The sequence below is a fragment of the Nitrogeniibacter aestuarii genome, from assembly GCF_017309585.1.
In the GTDB taxonomy this organism is placed as follows: Bacteria; Pseudomonadota; Gammaproteobacteria; order Burkholderiales; family Rhodocyclaceae; genus Nitrogeniibacter; species Nitrogeniibacter aestuarii.
On sequence record NZ_CP071321.1, the window covers coordinates 2,808,826 to 2,826,716 of the forward strand.

The 17,891-nt window shown below is 63.1% G+C and carries 17 protein-coding genes; 3 read left to right on the forward strand and 14 right to left on the reverse strand.

Annotated elements, in window-relative coordinates:
• Nucleotides 1-215: 215 nt before the first annotated feature.
• The 4 genes from flhC to J0W34_RS13000 form a co-directional block, all read right to left on the reverse strand.
• Nucleotides 216-773, reverse strand: coding sequence for a flagellar transcriptional regulator FlhC (gene flhC / locus J0W34_RS12985; RefSeq protein ID WP_227814097.1), 558 nt, complete (start codon nt 771-773; stop codon nt 216-218).
• Between the two features lie 18 nt (nt 774-791).
• The gene (flhD, locus tag J0W34_RS12990) at nt 792-1,109 is read right to left on the reverse strand and encodes a flagellar transcriptional regulator FlhD (RefSeq protein ID WP_227814096.1); all 318 of its coding nucleotides are present in this window, start codon (nt 1,107-1,109) and stop codon (nt 792-794) included.
• A gap of 165 nt (nt 1,110-1,274) precedes the next feature.
• Nucleotides 1,275-3,017, reverse strand: coding sequence for a putative bifunctional diguanylate cyclase/phosphodiesterase (locus J0W34_RS12995; protein ID WP_230969061.1), 1,743 nt, complete (start codon nt 3,015-3,017; stop codon nt 1,275-1,277).
• A 51-nt stretch (nt 3,018-3,068) separates the two neighbouring features.
• Nucleotides 3,069-5,087: a GGDEF domain-containing response regulator gene (locus tag J0W34_RS13000; RefSeq protein ID WP_230969062.1), complete on the reverse strand. Its 2,019-nt coding sequence runs from the start codon at nt 5,085-5,087 to the stop codon at nt 3,069-3,071.
• Nucleotides 5,088-5,288: 201 nt separating this feature from the next.
• Here J0W34_RS13000 and J0W34_RS13005 point away from each other — a divergent pair, with 201 nt between their 5' ends.
• Nucleotides 5,289-5,837, forward strand: a complete 549-nt coding sequence (locus tag J0W34_RS13005) for an NUDIX hydrolase (RefSeq protein ID WP_227814093.1) — start codon at nt 5,289-5,291, stop codon at nt 5,835-5,837.
• Nucleotides 5,838-5,924: 87 nt separating this feature from the next.
• On the forward strand, nt 5,925-6,548 hold the full coding sequence (locus tag J0W34_RS13010) for an HNH endonuclease (protein WP_230969063.1): 624 nt from the start codon (nt 5,925-5,927) through the stop codon (nt 6,546-6,548).
• Nucleotides 6,549-6,569: 21 nt separating this feature from the next.
• Here the strand turns inward: J0W34_RS13010 and J0W34_RS13015 are convergent, their stop codons facing one another.
• From J0W34_RS13015 to J0W34_RS13055, 9 genes are all read right to left on the reverse strand, one after another.
• Nucleotides 6,570-8,447, reverse strand: coding sequence for a cation:proton antiporter (locus J0W34_RS13015; RefSeq protein WP_227814091.1), 1,878 nt, complete (start codon nt 8,445-8,447; stop codon nt 6,570-6,572).
• Nucleotides 8,448-8,503: 56 nt separating this feature from the next.
• The gene (locus J0W34_RS13020; protein ID WP_227814090.1) at nt 8,504-9,118 is read right to left on the reverse strand and encodes an rRNA large subunit pseudouridine synthase E; all 615 of its coding nucleotides are present in this window, start codon (nt 9,116-9,118) and stop codon (nt 8,504-8,506) included.
• A 41-nt stretch (nt 9,119-9,159) separates the two neighbouring features.
• Complete coding sequence (locus tag J0W34_RS13025; protein WP_227814089.1) at nt 9,160-10,326, reverse strand: DesA family fatty acid desaturase; 1,167 nt, start codon at nt 10,324-10,326, stop codon at nt 9,160-9,162.
• A 117-nt stretch (nt 10,327-10,443) separates the two neighbouring features.
• Nucleotides 10,444-11,004, reverse strand: a complete 561-nt coding sequence (locus J0W34_RS13030) for a phospholipase D-like domain-containing protein (RefSeq protein WP_230969064.1) — start codon at nt 11,002-11,004, stop codon at nt 10,444-10,446.
• Nucleotides 11,001-12,200 carry an RsmB/NOP family class I SAM-dependent RNA methyltransferase gene (locus J0W34_RS13035; protein WP_230969065.1) on the reverse strand — a complete coding sequence of 400 codons (1,200 nt, stop codon included), beginning with the start codon at nt 12,198-12,200 and terminating at the stop codon, nt 11,001-11,003. The genes J0W34_RS13030 and J0W34_RS13035 overlap by 4 nt, the downstream gene beginning before the upstream one ends.
• A complete protein-coding gene (locus J0W34_RS13040) occupies nt 12,197-12,937 on the reverse strand; it encodes a DUF3108 domain-containing protein (protein ID WP_227814086.1) in 741 nt (246 codons plus the stop codon). Before J0W34_RS13040 ends, J0W34_RS13035 begins: the two co-directional genes overlap by 4 nt.
• Nucleotides 12,937-13,575: a phosphoribosylglycinamide formyltransferase gene (gene purN / locus J0W34_RS13045; protein WP_227814085.1), complete on the reverse strand. Its 639-nt coding sequence runs from the start codon at nt 13,573-13,575 to the stop codon at nt 12,937-12,939. Before purN ends, J0W34_RS13040 begins: the two co-directional genes overlap by 1 nt.
• Nucleotides 13,576-13,596: 21 nt before the next feature.
• Entirely contained in the window at nt 13,597-14,304 is a 708-nt protein-coding gene (locus J0W34_RS13050) for a hypothetical protein (protein ID WP_230969066.1), read from the reverse strand.
• Entirely contained in the window at nt 14,304-14,948 is a 645-nt protein-coding gene (locus tag J0W34_RS13055; RefSeq protein WP_227814083.1) for a DedA family protein, read from the reverse strand. Before J0W34_RS13055 ends, J0W34_RS13050 begins: the two co-directional genes overlap by 1 nt.
• Before the next feature lie 162 nt (nt 14,949-15,110).
• On the opposite strand from J0W34_RS13055, the gene mutL reads away from it, so the two are divergent.
• Complete coding sequence (mutL, locus tag J0W34_RS13060) at nt 15,111-16,907, forward strand: DNA mismatch repair endonuclease MutL (protein WP_230969067.1); 1,797 nt, start codon at nt 15,111-15,113, stop codon at nt 16,905-16,907.
• Here the strand turns inward: mutL and J0W34_RS13065 are convergent.
• Complete coding sequence (locus J0W34_RS13065) at nt 16,901-17,797, reverse strand: TraB/GumN family protein (protein ID WP_230969068.1); 897 nt, start codon at nt 17,795-17,797, stop codon at nt 16,901-16,903. The two genes, mutL and J0W34_RS13065, sit on opposite strands and share 7 nt — an antisense overlap.
• Nucleotides 17,798-17,891 lie beyond the last annotated feature (94 nt).

Genomic DNA, 17,891 nt, shown 5'->3' on the forward strand with positions numbered 1-17,891 from the left:
TCTCCGGGGCGCACCTGCTGGCACGGCCCCGCCTTCCCTCCTGCTATCGACACTGCCACGCAAAACTTGAGCGCCCGAACAGGGAGAAGCCCCCGCCCAACGGGGCATCCAGCATGGTGCGCACGGTCCCGATGCGTATGCCCGGATACTGGCGGGCAAAAAAAAACCGCCGGTGGAACCGGCGGTATGGAACCCCTTGCTGAGCAAGGAGGAGGTCAGACCATGGCAGTACTACGATCAGCTGCAGTTGCCTTCTTGGAGCGGCGACCCTTTCCGGCCCGCGAAGGCATGTTGCAAAGACCACATACGTATTCATGCGTCGGGTCATACGCATGCGCGACGTATTTACCACCGCAGCACGTGCAGGTGGCCTCTTGCAGCAAGTCGGCATCGAAGAAGCGCACCAGCGTCCACGCACGGGTGAGGCTGAGCACATCTTCCAGTCCCTCGGCCTCGATCTGATTCATGTACAGGCGGTAGGCCTTGAGAATCGCATCCAGGTCGGGGAGCCCTGCCGTGTCCTTCATGAATCTGAAGTAGGACATGAACAGGGACGAGTGAACATTCGGCTGCCAGGTCATGAACCAGTCGGTCGAGAACGGCAGCATGCCCTTGGGGGGCGAAACACCACGAACTTCCTTGTACAGCTTGAGCAGGCGTTCGCGGGAGAGTTTGGTTTCCGATTCGAGCATCTGCATGCGTGCACCGAGGCGGATCATGTCCACCGCACGCTGGATGTCTTCGGCTTCGGCCAGGACGCTTTTATTACGCATGGGTTCGACTCCGCGTGATCAGGCCAGTCTTTCGACCGGCTGTCCGGCAGCAAGAATGGCGGCATGGAGCGCCGAGGTCGACGCGTCACGGCCCTTGCCTGTGAGCATGTCGAGCAAGGCGGTATCGTCGAAGCGGAAACGGCACAGGACCATCTGGGTACCGGCCATGCGCGCGATCTGGGAGGTGGAGAGACCTTCGATCAACTCGGCCACTTCGGCCGAGATACCGAGGCGGAACATGGCTTCTTCGCGATCCTCGCGAACCATCTGCTGGGCCAGCATCAGGTAGGCGAGATTCAGCTCCCTGATTTCTTCCTGCATGTCCATGCTATTCATCTAGACCTCCGGGCGTCACGCGTTGTTCGCGTTTGTCTTCATCGTGGGGGTCATTGTGCTGGCAGGCAAAAAGTAACGGTATCGGCGGGGTTTGTAAGATGACGTAACAAGCGTCTTACCCCTTGATGTAAGAACTTGTCCTACACGATGCCTGATACCAGTGGGTCAGCCGGCGCCTTGCTGAGCCTCGAGTCGCTCCAGCAGGAGGGAAGACTGCATGGGTTTTCCGAAGTAATAGCCCTGGAAGAACTCGCAGTGCTCGCGCCGCAGGATCTCGACCTGGGCCTCGCTCTCGACGCCTTCGGCAATGGTCGATCGGCGCATGCTGTGCGCCAGGGCGATGATGGCCCGCACGATGGCCGCGTCCTCCTCGTCGGTGGTCAGATCGCGCACGAAGGACTGGTCGATCTTGATCACGTCGATGGGAAAGCGCTTGAGGTAGGACAACGACGAGTAACCGGTGCCGAAGTCATCCACCGAAATGCGCACCCCCATGTTGTGAAGCGCGCGCAGCATGCCGGCAGTGGATTCGGCGTCCTGCATCAGGGAGGATTCGGTGATCTCCAGCATCAGGCTTTCGGCCCGCAGGCGCGTCTGGCGCAAGGTGTCCCGCACCGTTTCGAGCAACTTCGGTTGCGCGAACTGGATGGCCGACACGTTGATCGACACATGCATGTCGGTGAAACCGGCCTGGTGCCACAAGCGGCAGCAGCGAGCCGCCTCGCGCATCACCCATTCGCCAATGTCGACGATCAGTCCGGATTCATCGGCAATGGAAATGAATCGGTCAGGCGGAATCCGGCCCAGTCGCGGATGATTCCAGCGCACCAGCGCCTCGGCACTGACAATGCGCCCGCTCGCCGCATCCATGACCGGTTGAAACTCGAGAAACAGCTCGCTGCGCTCCACCGCGTGACGCAGATCCGCCTCAAGCGCGACCCGCTCGGCAGAGGCCGTGTTCATGGCCCGATCATAGAAGCGATAGGCATTGCCCCCGCCCTGCTTTGCCTTGGCGCTCGCGGTCTCCGCGTGCATCAGCAAATCGTAGATCTGCGTGCCATCGGTTGGCACCAGCGAGATGCCGATACTGGGGGTGAGAAACAGTTCGATGCCGTCTTTGACAAAAGGCGCCTCGAAGGCTTTCATGATCCAGCGGGCGAACACCTCGGCACTGGCGCGCTCGCCGATGCCCGGCACGAACACGCCAAAGGCGTTGCCTCCCAGGCGCGCCAGGATCACGTCGGCATTGAGCACTTCGTCGAGCCGCAGGCTGACCTGACGCAGCACCTCGTTGCCGGCCTCCCAGCCAAAGCTGGCATTCACACGCAAGAAGCGGTCGATGTCCACCGTCAGCAGCGCCCCGCGTGCCGAGCGCCCACGCTCGGCAGCCTCATCGAGCCAGGCGGACACACGCTCGCAGAACATGTGCTGGTTGGGCAGGCCCGTCAGCTTGTCGAAGTTGGCCAGGCGCTGGATGCGGTCGTCAGCCTGGCGGGCTGCACGACGCGCTTCGGCACCGCGCAGTTCGCGTTCGATGACCGGCACGAGACGCTCGTAGCGCCCCTTTTCGATCACATCGTGCACGCCGTCGTACATGGCCGAGGTGGCCAGTTCGTCGGCAATATGCCCCGAATGGATGATGAAGGGAATGTCGCGGCCGCTGTGTTTGAGCACCTCATAGGCCCCCAGCGCGTCGAACCCCGGCATGTTGTGATCGGAGATCACCAGATCCCAGGTGTCGTCGGTGAGTGCGGCCGCCATGTCGAGCGGATTGTCCACGCGTCGATAGTCGATGACCACGCCCCGCTGCCCCAGCTCAGCCTTGAGCAGATAGGCATCGTCTTCCGAATCGTCCACGATCAGCGCGTGGATCGGATCTTCCAACTTGGGAGCGAGGTTGTAACTCATTTACACATACCGGTGAAGCGAACGGACGGCCTTTGGAAAATTAGCGGCGCGTCATATCTGTTCTTGAGCCTTTGGCGTACCGTCCGTCGCCGAATCAACGACGGACAGCTGAGGCGCTGCGCCGGGTGCGTGTTGCACCGTCGCCACCTGATTCCGGCCCTGAGCCTTGGCCACGTAAGCGCCCTGATCCGCACGCTTGATCATGGCATCGGCGTCCGCCATGCTGCTGTCGCGCTGCGCCACGCCGACGCTGATGGAGGTGCGCAGTCGCAACCCATTGACGGACACTTCGTTGGCATGGACCGCCAGCCTGATGCGCTCGGCGCATCGCATGGCGGCCTGCAGATCGGTGTCCGGGCACAACACCAGGAACTCGTCCCCCCCGGTCCGCGCCACCACGTCCTGGGATCTCAAGCTGGCATTGATGCCCGCCGAGGCATGTTTGAGCACCGCATCGCCCACGTCGTGACCGTGCGTATCGTTGATCTGCTTGAAGCTGTCCAGATCGATCACCATGCACGAGAGCGGCCGACGCGAGCGGATCGAGGCTGCCCACTCCTGCCCGACACGGTCGATGGCATAGCGCCGATTGCGCAAGCCGGTGAGCTGGTCGGTCAGCGCCACCTCCTGGAGTCGACGATTGGTGACCGCCAGTTCGGCGGCAAAGCGCCGGATCTCTTCCCGATCTCGCTCGATCTCCTGCTGCAGGCGGATGACACGATGACCGGCACGAAGTCGTGCCGCCAGCACCCGGCTGCGGATCGGCTTGGAGATGAAGTCATCGACGCCGTTCTCGAAGGCCTCGATGAGTCGCTCATCATCCTCCACAGAGGTCAGCAGAAGAATGTAGATCGCACGCCCGATCCGCGTCTGACGCAAGGCGCGGGTCAGCGCCACGCCATCAAGTTCGGGGAGCTGGGCGTCGACCAGCATCATCTGGGGCTGCACTTCCAGTGCCAGTTCAAGGCCATGGCGACCATCGTCGGATTCGAAGACACGATGTCCGGCGCGTTCAAGCACGCCACGCAGAGCGTTGCGCACCTCGGAGCTGCGCTCGACCACCACCACGCGCATCGAGACGCCCGAACTGGGTGACATCGCGGCGTCACCCCCTTCCCCACCTGCGCCCCGGCCATCGGATCGGCCTTTTGCGCCGGCGCGCCGTGATTGTTCCGAGGGAATGGGCGCATGGGTGGCCACCTGAAGCATCTTGCCCCACTCCACCCAGGCCCGAGTCACCTCGCCAATCATGGTATCGAGTGCCGCAGCGTCCAGACCCACCTTGGCCGCGACGCGTTCGAGGTGCTCCTTGAGCACCGGACGCGCGGCCGGGTCAGCCAAGCAATATTGCGCAATCTCGGAGGCAATGTAGGCCGTTTCGAGCACCGACGCATCACGCCCGTGCTCCTCGAACGGCGCACCGGATGGCGCCTCGAAGTGAAACGCCACCTCCTGAAACACCTTCGGCATGCCCCAGTCGCCCAGCATGGCTGCGCTCAGATCGCGGTGCGACATCGCAAAGGCCTCGCGCTCTAGGCGCACCAGCCCTTCGACGTCGCTGGCGCGGGCTTCCACCAGCACTTCGCTGTATTCGGACGGGAACAGGGTCGCCATCGCCAACTCGCCGATCCGTGCCAGCAGACCGAGGCAGAACATTTCATCCGGCGATGCACAACGCAGTCGCTTGGCCAGCATCTGGCAACTGATTGCCATGAGCAAGGCGCCGGACCAGTAACGGTCGTAATCGAAATGCTCGCAGCGGCCGTTGCGGTAGTTGGACAACAGGGAGAAGCCCAGCGCCATGTTGCGCACTGCCGGCAAGCCCACCACCATCAGGGCATCCTGAACGGACACGATCGGGCGCCCCGGCAGCAACGCGGCACCGTTGGCCGCCTTGACCAGTCGCCCGACAAAGGCCGGATCGGTCTTGATGACGCGCGCCAGTTCGGCCAGCGACAGATCATCCTTCCGCGTCAGCCGAATAATGGCCAGCGCCGAGCCCTTGGGCGAGGGCAGATCGCCCGAGGCCTTCAGCTGCTGCAATTGGGTAATGTCGATTGGAGGCGACATGCGCCGGGTACCATCCAGTCAGCCCCTCACCGGTGATCGGATCGGGAACAAATTCGTTGCCAGTTTCTACGGGTATTATGCGCCGGACTTGAGACAAAATTTGACATCCCGGCATGCAAATTGCCCGAAATGAAAGCGTCGGCCCGACACCGTCCTCATGGGGTTGAACGCCTGCTAGAATGCGCAAAACCGGAGACTTGAATGAATTTCTGTTCCGCCTGTGGCGCCACTGTGAGCTTTAGGATCCCGCAAGGGGATTCGTTGCCGCGCCATGTCTGCGACACCTGCGGCGAAATTCACTACTCCAACCCCAAACTGGTGGTTGGCGCCGTCGCCGAACACGAGGGCAAGATCCTGCTGTGTCGCCGGGCCATCGAACCGCGACTGGGGCTGTGGACACTCCCCGCCGGCTTCATGGAAAACAGCGAAACCACGGCCGATGCCGCTGCACGCGAGACCCTTGAAGAGGCCTGCGCCCGCATCGAGGTCGTCGACGCGTTTTCCATGGTGAGCATTCCGCACATCAGTCAGGTGCATCTGTTCTACCGCGCGCGCCTGCCCGAGCCGGTGTTCGCCCCGGGCGAAGAATCGCTTGACGTGGCACTGTTCGACGAACAGGACATTCCGTGGGACGAACTGGCGTTCCGATCCGTGCGACTTGCACTCGAACACTATCTGGCGGACCGCCGCGCGGGCCGCTTCATCTTTCATTCCGACGACCTGGCCATGGAGCCGGTGAAAAGCATGTGACCCAAGGAACCGGACACGCCGTTTCCTGATCGAACCCGTTAGGCCGACGCATTGCCCGATGCGTCATCGCAGGAGGAACGACGCATCATGCACGCGGTGGATGTTTCCGATGTTCTGATCGGCACAGGCCGATCCCGACGCCCCTGGATTCTCACGCTCGACATCAATGGTCGCCCGCATCGCTGGGTCAGCTGGCAGGCAGCGTGCACCTATCACGCCCGCGGCATGGTGGCCTGGTCAATCGGTGACGAAGCCTTTCGCATCCTCGGCGGCACCAGCCGGATCACCGGCCAGCGCTCTTCCATGAGCAGCCAGAGCATCATTGCCATCAAGGGTCGCGCGCTACGCCCGGCCAGCTTCAGGCAGGTACCGCCCCTGAGCAACCGGGAGCTGTTCCGCCGCGATCGCCATACCTGTGCCTATTGCGGCACCACGCTGCCCGGCGCGCAACTGACCCGCGATCATGTGGAACCGGTCTCGCGCGGCGGGCGCGACGTGTGGATGAACGTGGTCACCGCCTGCCGCCACTGCAACCAGAAAAAGGACAACAAGCGCCCCGAGCAGGCCGGCATGGCCTTGTTGTATGCCCCTTACGTGCCCAACAAGGCCGAATTCCTCATCCTGTCGAACCGCAACATTCTGGCCGACCAGATGGACTTTCTGCTCCAGCATCTGCCCTCGCAAAGCCGGGTGCGCGATCTGGACGCCTGACCACCCGGCGCCCAGTCTGGCTCACGTTGCGGTCGCGGGCGCATCCGGCAAGTCGGGCTTGATGTCGGCGGTCTTGGCCGGGCCTGTCTTGGCCGCGCGTTTCGGGATCTCGGCCGGATCCGGATCGATCATCGCCAAAACCACCCAGCCCGCCTTGGGCACCACGGTGTTCTCATCGATAAACACCTCGATCTTGCCCTTTGGATCAAGCGCAAACAGCGGCGTGGCGCGGTCGCCGTACTTTTCGCAGAACTGCTCGAAACCGAAGGTTTCGGAAATATTGGTCTGACGAATTTCGCCCCCGCGCGCCAGACGACGCGACAGGTCGACAAAGGTGGCCTTCTCCCCGAATGCCCACTGTCCGCCACCGGTCGAGACGCTCTTGCGCCCTTTTTCGACCTGACTGACCCGCAGCGCGTAGGTCCGCTTCGGGCCGAAATAGGCACGAAAACGGGTACATGCCAGTTCGTTCAGATGCTCATCGGCCGTCAACGCGAGCACGCGCCCCAGGCCCGAGGTGTCGAGATAGACCTCGGCGTGCTCGGAGAGCGGGTTGCCGTAGTAGGTCTTCAACCCCGCCATGCGCGCACGGCTCACGTTGTCCCACAGGGTATCGGTCAGGCGGACCGACACGTCCTGCTGGGACAGTGCCTGCGCAATGGCGCGCGCCAACGGATTGGCGCCGACGATCAGAAAGCCGCCTGAGCCGGGTTCCGCCACCTTGAGGGCACGGGCCAGCGGCCCGGCCGTCAGGCTCTGCAACACGACCGTACCGATGATGACCACAAAGGTCAGCGGCACCAGCATCTCGGCCTTTTCAAACCCCTGCTGCTCAAGCTGAATGGAAAACAAGGCCACCACGGCGGCAGCCACGATGCCTCGCGGGGCGATCCAGCCCAGGAGCGCGCGCTCGCGCCAGTTGAGCGTCGAGCCTTTGGTGGCAAAAAGCACCTTGATCGGACGCGCCACGAACTGCATGACCAGGAACACCTGCACAGCCACCCAGCCCAGCTCCTGAAGCAGCCCCAGATCGAGGCGCGCGGCGAGCAGAATGAACAGCGCCGTGATCAGCAGCAGGCTGAGGCTTTCCTTGAACGCCAGAATCTCTTCGACCGGCACCCCCTTGCGGTTGGCCAGATAGATCCCCATCACCGTCACGGCCAGCAGACCCGATTCCATCGCCAGCGCATTGGACAGCGCAAACGCGCCCATCACCGACGCCAGGGTGGCCACATTGAACAGATAGTGCGGAAACCAGTCCCGGCGCAGCGCTTCGCCGAGGAAGTAACCCACTGCGATCCCCACGAGCATGCCCGAGGCAATCAGCTTGAAGAAGGTCATGAAGGTTTCGACCACGGCACCACCGGCGCTGGTCGACACCAGGAATTCATACACCAGCACCGCCAGCAAGGCGCCGATCGGGTCGATGATGATGCCCTCCCAGCGCAGGATACTGGCCACCTTGGCCGTGGGCCGAACGGTGCGGAGCATGGGCTGAATGACGGTCGGGCCGGTCACCACCATGACCGCACCGAACAGGATGGCGATCCCCGGCGGAAACTCGGCCAGCCACCACGCCGCAAAGGCCGTGATGGTCCAGGTGAACAACATGCCGGTGGTCACGAATCGCCGCACCACCTTCTCGAGGCCGGCGATTTCGGAAAACTTGAGCGTCAGACTCCCCTCGAACAGAATCACCGACACCGCCAGCGACACGAAGGGAAAGAGCAGATCGCCCAGCAGCGCATCCGGGTCCAGCCAGCCAATGACCGGCCCCACCAGAATCCCGCTGATGAGCAGGAACAGAATCGCCGGAAGGCGCATCCGCCAGGCAAGCCATTGGCAGGCGCCGCCGATCACGGCAATACCGGCCAGCAGGACAATGATGTGTTCCGACACTAGGCGATCCTCTCGCAGACGCTCAGAGGCGCCAGCATAATTCAAAAAAATTCATTTCAGGTACGTCGACGCACGCGACGAACACTTCGTTCCCCGCCTTCGTGTCCGGCCGATGAACGCCAACCGGCCGGCAATGCACCTTCGCACCACTGGCCGGGCGCGAGCGAATCAAGCGACCAGTCGCCGATCCGGGTCCGGATCAGGCGCAGCGTGGGGTATCCCACCTTGGCGGTCATGCGCCGCACCTGTCGATTACGGCCTTCGGTAATGATCAGTTCGACCCAGGTGGTGGGAATGTGTTTGCGCTCGCGTATCGGCGGCGTGCGCGGCCAGAGCCACTCCGGTTCCGCCACGATCCGCGCCTGTGCAGGGCGCGTGGTGAAATCCCCCAGCGAAACGCCCGTGCGCAACTGTGCCAGCGCGGCTTCGTCCGGGACGCCTTCGACCTGCGCCAGATAGGTCTTGGGTGCCTTGTACTTCGGATCGGAAATGCGCGCCTGCAGCCGGCCATCATCGGTCAGCAGCAGCAGGCCCTCGCTGTCGGCATCGAGCCGGCCTGCCGGATACACGCCCGGCACGTCCACAAGCGACTTCAGGGTCTGCCAGTCACCCTCGGGCGAAAACTGGCAGAGTACATTGAAGGGTTTGTTGAGGAGGATGAGGCGGGACATGGTGGTATCCCGCCCATCGGGACACCGCTGACCGGAATCGGTCAGGCGGCGTAGCAGCGAAGGCGCTGGGCGAATTCCTGCAGCTGGATAATGCCGCTACGCTCGGCGCGCTCCAGCCAGTCGCGCAGCTGTGCCAGCAACTGGTCCTTGGACGCCGTCGATCTCGCCCACAGGGCATTGAGCTCCTCGCGCATGTTCTCCAGGGTGGCAAGACGCTCACTGCGCTCAAGTGCCGCCTGACGCTGTGCGGCCTCCTCGGCTTCGAGCTTGTCAGCGAGAATCAGCCGGCGCATTTCGCCCGATTTCAGCGTGAAAGTCGATGCGTGCTTGACGCGCAATTGCTCGATTTCTTCCTGATACGTGGCCTTGAGCGAGCGCAGATAGCGCGTCATCACGTCGTAGCGATGGGTGATGATCGCCTGCAGCATGTCGCTATCGGGCACTGAGCGGGCCAGAACGAACTTGGGCGTGGGAATGGTCTTTTTCGGCTTCGCCATGCCGAGCATCTGCAGGATGCGAATGTACATCCAGCCGATGTCGAACTCGTACCACTTGGACGACAGCTTGGCCGACGTCGCAAAGGCGTGATGGTTGTTGTGAAGCTCTTCACCGCCAATGAGAATGCCCCAGGGCACCAGATTGGTGGCGGCATCGGAACAGTTGTAGTTGCGGTAGCCCCAGAAGTGCCCAATGCCGTTGATGACGCCAGCAGCCCAGAACGGGATCCATGCCATCTGCACCGCCCAGATCGTCAGACCGATCGGCCCGAACAGGATCAGGTCGATGACGGCCATGAAGGTGATGCCGAGCCAGTTGCGCTCATACACGTTCTTTTCGAGCCAGTCGTCCGGCGTGCCATGACCATAGCGATCCAGCGTTTCCTGGTTTTTCGCTTCGGCCCGGTACAGCTCAGCGCCTTCCCAGAGCACTTTGGACAGCCCGCGGGTCTGCGGGCTGTGCGGGTCTTCCTCGGTCTCGCACTTGGCGTGGTGCTTGCGGTGGATGGCCGCCCACTCCTTGGTGACCATGCCAGTGGTCAGCCACAGCCAGAAACGGAAGAAATGGCTCGGAATCGGATGCAGTTCAAGCGCACGGTGCGCCTGGTGACGATGCAGGTAGATCGTGACAGAAGCGATGGTGACATGGGTCATCCCCAGTGCCACCACGATGTAGCCCCACCAGGGCAGGTCAATCAAACCGGAAAACATGCGCGATTGCGCTCCTTCGACAAAGAATGTGTGGATTATACGTGACGGAAGCGTGCTTCAAGAATCTGCGACGCAACATGTCAATGGGCTCAAACGCTGTCACAGCGGGCGTTTCAATCACTCGACGAGCCGGACCGGCAGACGCTTGACAGGCTTCGCTGCCCTGTAATGCCGCTCCCAGTTGGCCAGGTAGGCGTCTGCAACGGGTCGGTTGTCATGAAAGATGACCACGTTTTCCGCGTTCTTGTTGGCGGCCGACCAGGAGTAGTTGTATGAGCCGGTCACGACACGACTATGACGCATTGCGACATCAATCAGCATGAGCTTGTTATGGGATGCCTGATAGTCGATTTCAAGGGCCACCGGGATATTGGCCGACAGCAAGATGGGTAGCGCGTTGCGGCCACGCTGGTTCTGCCGGGCATCGGCCATCACGCGCACCTCCACACCGCGCGCCTGAGCGCGGACCAGGGCGTGCGCGAGGGACTTGCGGGTGAAGACATACATCTGGACGTGAATACTGCGCTTCGCGCCGTCGATCAGTTCGATCAGCCGGGCTTCGACCGGGTCATGCGGTGAAAACAGGATTTCAACCTGCCCCTGAGCCGGAATCGGCCCCACACCCGCATGGGCCAGGTATGTGACGAGGCACAGCCCAACCAACCACAGACGCTTCAAGCAGACCTCACAAGGCGTGCCCCGAAAAAGCCGTCGGTATCGTGGTTGAGCGGATCGAGACGCATGGTGTCGGTCGCGCCCGGCAACGCGATGCCCTGCTTGGCCAGCACGTCATCGACCGGCGCCAACGCGAAGCCCGGGTGAGACGCGAGAAATGCCTCCACCACGGCTTCGTTTTCTTCACGCAGCACACTGCAGGTCGCGTAGATCAGCACACCGCCCGGTTTGAGCAAGCGCGCCGCTGCCGAGAGGATGCGGCCCTGCAAGTCGGTTTTCCCGGCGATATCGCTCATGTCCTGACGCCATTTCAGGTCAGGCGAACGGCGCAGTGTTCCCAGGCCGGAGCATGGCGCGTCGACCAGAACCCGATCCACCTTGCCGGCCAGGCGGTCGAGCCGACTGTCCTGCTCATCCTTGATGGCCATGGGATGAATCGATGTCACCCCGGCACGCCGCGCCCGCAGGGACAGTTCGGACAGGCGCCCTGCCGAGACGTCGAACGCGTGAATGCGCCCCTTGTCGCGCATCATGGCCGCCAGTTGAAGGGACTTGCCACCGGCACCGGCGCAGAAATCCACAATCAGCTCGCTGCGGCGCGCGCCCACCAGAAAACCCAGCAACTGGCTGCCTTCGTCCTGAACTTCGAGCGTCCCGTCATTCATCAACGGATGACGGTGCAAGGCCGGCTTGCCCTGCACCCGCAAGGCGTGGGGCGACCAGCGGCCCGGCGTGCTCTCGATGCCATCCTTCGCCAACTGCGCCTGAATCACTTCGCGCTTGGCCTTGGCAACGTTGACGCGCAGATCAAGTGGTGCGGGCTGGTTAAAGGCATCGGCCATACGGCGCCCCGCCTCGCCTCGCCCCCACGGCCACGCATCAAGCAACCAGTCGGGCATGTCGGCAGCCACCTCGTCATCCAGAGCGGCCACGTCGAGCCGGGCCCAATCGCCGTCGAGCCAGGCGCTGACCAGTGCGTCCGCATCGCCCGCGTCGGTGGCGGCCGCCTGCACACGGAGCAAATGGCGGACACAGCCGAACACGATATCGGCCAGTTGCGCACGATCACGCGCCCCGAGGCGACGTTCACGCTTGCAGTACTGAGAAATCACCAGATCGGCGGGCTGATCGAAGTGCATGACCTGCGCCAGCACCACGGCGGCATGCTCGCGAACGGCTTGGGGAATGTGGGTGCTCATGACGCATTGTCCCCCAGGATCACACGCTCCGCCTGCTGATCGAGAATCTCGCCTTTGCGATCGGTCATGCGGACCCGCACGGGCAACAGATGGTTATCCAGGGCCAGCCACAGATCCAGCGAAACCTCCTTGTTCAGGGAGCGCACCGCGAGATGCCGGGTGCGCACCTGCCCCATGGGCAGATCGAGTGTTTCGATGCCCTTGTCTTCGATGACGGACTGCGAGGCGGCCTTGTTGTTGATCAGCGTGATCTTCTGGTCGATCCCGTCGAGTTTCAGTCGCGGCAGCTGATGCATGATGCTCAGCACGTCCTGATCGCCGGGCTGGATCGCCGCTTCGCGCTTGCTGTCACCCCGGTCGATGAAGACACGCTGGGCATCCCAGTCAAATCGCGCGCTCTGGAACGGTTTGCCCTTCTGATCCGCGGTGAACCGGCTCGGCTTGAGCCCGGCTGATGTCACCGTGCCTTCGCTTTTCTGCTCCAGTCGGAAGTTCTTCACCAGCGCAGCCAGACCCGAGGTTTCGACCAGCGAGCGCATCGAATACGATTTGGCATCATGGCGCCAGGTATGCGTGGTCTTGCCCAGCCGCAGGCCGTCGTCACCGTAATACACCCGAAACTCGATGGTCCCCCGCGTCGGCCACGTTGCCGTAGCCTGGGCCAAGACCTGGCCGGACGCGACGATAGCAAACAGGGCAAGCGACATCAGCCGCAGGTATCGGAAAATCGGTTTCATCAGCACTCCAGTGCCGGATTGATGCTGCAGCCGGATTCAGGCGCCGCCAGCACGACCGCGCGGCCGTTCTCGAGCCGGACCCGGTCTTCAGCGATCCAGCGCACCGCTTGGGGATAGATGCGATGCTCCTCGACGAGCACGCGCTCGGCCAGGGTCTCTTCCGTGTCATCGGGCAGCACCGGCACCGCGGCCTGAATCACGATGGGTCCGTCGTCCAGCGTCGGTGTCACAAAGTGGACCGTGGCGCCGTGAAAGCGCACCCCTGCGTCGATGGCCCGTCGGTGGGTCGCCAGCCCGCCGAATGCGGGCAACAAGGACGGATGAATGTTGATCATTCGCCCTTCGTAGCGGCGCACGAAGCCGTCGGTCAGCACCCGCATGAAACCGGCCAGCACGACCAGATCCGGTGCATGTCGATCAATGGCCTCGGCCAGCGACTGATCGAACAGGGCTCGCGACTCGAAGGCTGTGTGATCGACCACCTCGGTATGAATGCCGCGCCCGGCCGCAAACTGCAGCCCGCCCGCCTTCGGCCGGTTGCTGATCACGGCCGCAATCCGCACACCGGGAATGTCTGCCTGAACGATCGCTTCCATGTTGGAACCGCGACCCGAAATAAGAATGACGATGGACTTCATGTGGCCTGGCGAAATTGGGGCTTACAGGGGAAGAAAAACGGCTGAGGCGGCACTCTGGATGACACGGGTGATGGTGCGCCCTTCACGCTCGGCGAGAATTTCGGCCAGCACATCGAGGGAGCCGATCATGCGCCCGAACTCGCGCTCGAAGCTCAGATTGGTCACCGGGCCAACCTCGTTGGACAGCAGCAGCAACTCGCCCGACGCCTCGCGGGCATTCGCGAGCTTCCACGCGGCGATCTCGAAATTTCGGGCAGCATTGTACAGGCGTTGCGGGTCCAGGTCGTCCAGCAGGAAAAATTCGGTGCGATCGCCCGTGGCCTGTTGCACCATCCCCGCCAGACCGACGATGAACGCTTCCACCCGATCGCCCGGATACGCCGGGTTCAGCGCGATCTGGACGGCTTCGGCGCCACGCCGGTAATTGAGCGACTCCAGTCGCCAGCGGTGATCCTGGTCGAAGAGTTTGCCCACGGCCGCGGCCGCATCGGCATGGCCCGCTTTTCGCCACTGGCCCGGATTGCGCAGATAAAGCTTCAAGGCCAGGCGTCGGAGCGAGTCGAACACCGCGCGATGATGCAGTTCTGCGACCTGATCGATGTCGGACTTGGCGAGCGACTGCAGCCGGAAGCCCTTGGCGCGCTCCCCCTGGGGTGCCGTACCGGGTGAAGCACACCCGGTGAGCGCCACGACCAGCGCCAGGGAATGAAGCGCGCGCGCCCGAACCATCAGGCCTCGATACGGCGCCGGTGACGCATCCAGCTGAGAAACAGGGGCATGAGCGAGAGCGCAATGATCGCGAGGATCACGAAGCTGAGGTTGTTCTTGATGAACGGAATGTTACCGAAAAGAAAGCCGGCGAAGGTGAGCGAATAGATCCAGATGAAGCCACCCAGAACATCCAGCGGCAAGAAGCGGCTGTAGGTCATCTTGCCCACGCCCGCCACAAAGGGCGCGAAGGTGCGCAGAATCGGCAGAAAACGCGCGATGATGATGGTCTTGCCACCGTGGGTTTCGAAGTAGCTGTGCGTCTTGTCGAACGCCGCGCGGTTGAAGAACTTCGATTCCTCCCACCGGAACACTCTCGGCCCGATGTAACGTCCGATCCAGTAATTCGTGTTGTCGCCCAGCACCGCGGCCAGGAACAGCAACCCCGACAGAATCCAGATGTTCATTCCCCCGGCCGCCGCGGCGGCCCCGGCCACGAACAGGAGCGAATCACCGGGCAGGAAGGGCGTCACGACCAGCCCTGTCTCGCAGAAAATGATGGCAAACAAAATGGCGTAGACCCACACCCCGTACTCGGCCAGCAGCACCGCAAGATGCTTGTCCAGATGCAGGATGATGTCGATAAACGTGGCGAACAGTTCCATGATGCACCGCAAAAATTGACTTGCCCGCATCATACCGAAGGTTCGATCCGGTCGCCTGCGAACGAGACCACATCCCTGCCTGGGCGGCAGCCAGTCCGCGCGAGACAAGCGCGGGCAAAGCATCCGTATAATCGGCGCTTTGACACCGCGCGACCCATTCTCATGACTGTCATTCACCGACTCTCGGACGCCCTCATCAACCAGATCGCCGCAGGCGAAGTGGTCGAGCGGCCGGCCTCGGTGCTCAAGGAAGTGCTGGAGAACGCTGTCGATGCCGGCTCGCAGGCCATCGAAGTGGCCCTCGAGGCGGGCGGCGTCAAGCGCATCCGCGTGAGCGACGACGGCTGCGGCATCGACAAGGACGACCTCGCCCTGGCGCTTGAACGCCATGCCACCAGCAAGATCAATTCCCTCGACGACCTCGAATCCGTCGCGACCATGGGCTTTCGTGGCGAGGCGCTGGCGGCCATTTCGTCGGTGGCGCGCACCACCATCACCAGCCGTGCACGTGCCGCGAGTCATGCCTGGCGGGTGGACAACCCGGGCAACGCGCCCGTGCCGGCGGCGCTGAACCAGGGCACCGTGGTCGACGTTCAGGATCTCTACTACAACACCCCGGCGCGACGAAAATTCCTCAAGACCGAGGGTACCGAGTTCGCCCACTGCGACGACGCCTTTCGCCGCGTGGCCCTCGCCCGCCCCGACATCGCCATGCAGCTGAGCCACAACGGCCGCGTCACGCAGCGCCTGCCGGCCGGTGACATGGCACGGCGCACCGGGGCCCTGCTCGGTGACGATTTTCTGGATCAGGCGCGTCAGATCGACGCCGAGGCCGGCACCATCCGGCTCACCGGCTTCGCCTCCCTGCCCGCCTATTCCCGCGCCAGTCGCGATGCCCAGTACTTCTTCGTCAATGGCCGCTTCGTGCGCGACAAGCTGATTACGCACGCCGTTCGCGAAGCCTACCGGGACATCCTGCATGGCAGCCGGCATCCGGCCTATGTGCTGTTCCTCGATATCGACCCGCATACGGTGGATGTCAACGTCCACCCCGCCAAGATCGAAGTGCGTTTCCGCGAAAGCCGGGCCGTCCATCAGTTTGTCTATCACGCACTCAAGCGGGTGCTCGCCGAGTCCGGTGCCGGTCTCGCCGTCCCGCCAATCAGTGACGATCCGATGCCGACCGGCGCAACGCCGATGCTCCGGCCCTCGCCCGGTTACAACACCGCACCCGCCCCGGTACAGAACACCCTGGCCATGGAGAGCGCGACCCGCAGCTATTACGACTTCGCCGCCTCGGCACAACCGGCACGCGTGCCGTCGTCCGGTAGCAGCGTCCCGCCACCGATGCCCATGCCGGATCACGCCCCGGGCGAAGCGCCGCCGCTGGGCTTTGCCCTTGCGCAACTGCATGGGGTGTATATCCTCGCGCAGAACGCGCAGGGGCTGGTACTGGTGGACATGCACGCGGCCCATGAGCGCATTCTTTACGAGCGACTCAAGACCGTGCTCGATGGTCAGCCGTCCATTCAACGCCTGCTGATTCCTGCGGTACTGTCGCTGTCCGCCAAGGAGATGGCCACCGCTGAGAATTGCCAGGATGTGCTGGCGGACATGGGGTTTGAAGTGTCGCCGGCCGGGCCGCAGGCACTGAGTGTGCGCAGCGTGCCCAACCTGCTGGCGTCGGCGGACGTGCCCGAACTCATCCGCGCCGTGCTGGCCGACCTGGAAGACATGCCGGCCTCGGAAGTGGTCACGGCACGTCGGAATGAACTGCTCGCCACCATGGCCTGCCACGGTGCCGTTCGCGCCAACCGCACGCTGACGATTCCGGAAATGAATGCCCTGTTGCGGCAGATGGAAACCACCGAACGGGCCGACCAGTGCAATCATGGCCGACCCACGTGGACCCAGTTCTCGATGGCCGAGCTGGACCGCTTTTTCCTGCGTGGTCAGTAGGCCGTCGGTACGATCGCCGGGCTCACCTTGCTGACCCGCCAGCCCATGCGCGCGAGCTGGGTCGGAATCCCCGTCTCGCCCACCATGTGGCCTCCGCCCACGGCGACGAACAATGGTTCCGGATCATCGAGCAGCGCGTGAATGCGCAACGACATCTCGGCATTGCGCGCATCGATCAGGTCGGTCATGAGCGGCTCGATGGCCTCGGCATCCATCCCTTCGAACATGAGCATCATCAGCGCCTCATCGTCGCCACGGGCCCACGCACCGATCATGCGCGACAGATAGGCCTGAAGTTGCTGATCCTGAACCAGGGTCAGCGTCTGCACCAGCGCCTCCTGCTGGGCCTCATCGCCGCCGGCCGACAAGGCCAGCACCTGGCGCTCCACCGTTTCGAGCGAGGTCAAGCGCTTGCCGGCTGCCACGGCACGGCCATGCAGGACCAGGTCGACCCCGTGGTCGGTCGAGAAACCCGCTTCGGCAGCCGCTGCACTCAGCAGCCAGTTGGTGGCGAACCAGGGTTGCATTGACTGCAATAGCGCTGACGGCAAGCCCAGGCGCTCGGCCACATTGCTCAGATCGCGAAACACGGCCTGCGGCAGGCGATGACTCAGGCGCTCTCCCTCGGGCAGCAACCCCGCCGCCGAGATGGCCGCAAGCACGGCCGGGTCCGTCACATCCAGTTCGAAGGCAACCCGTTCGGACCGGGAAAACGCGTCGTTGACCGGACCGGGCAAGGGATAGCAACTGGCGTTGCACAAGTGCACCGTCCCGAACAGATAAGCGCGAACCGAGCCCTGCGCGTCGCGCACTTCCCACAGGCTGGGGGCCGCCATCGCCTGTCCGACGAGGGCAAACATCACGAGCAGGCTTCGAAGGACGGCGTTCATGGTGATCAAGACTGGACACAGGCAGCACCCCGCTGTGGACGACAGCAGGCGGACGAGCATTCTAACGGAATAAAGACCACAAATCCTGAGCTCG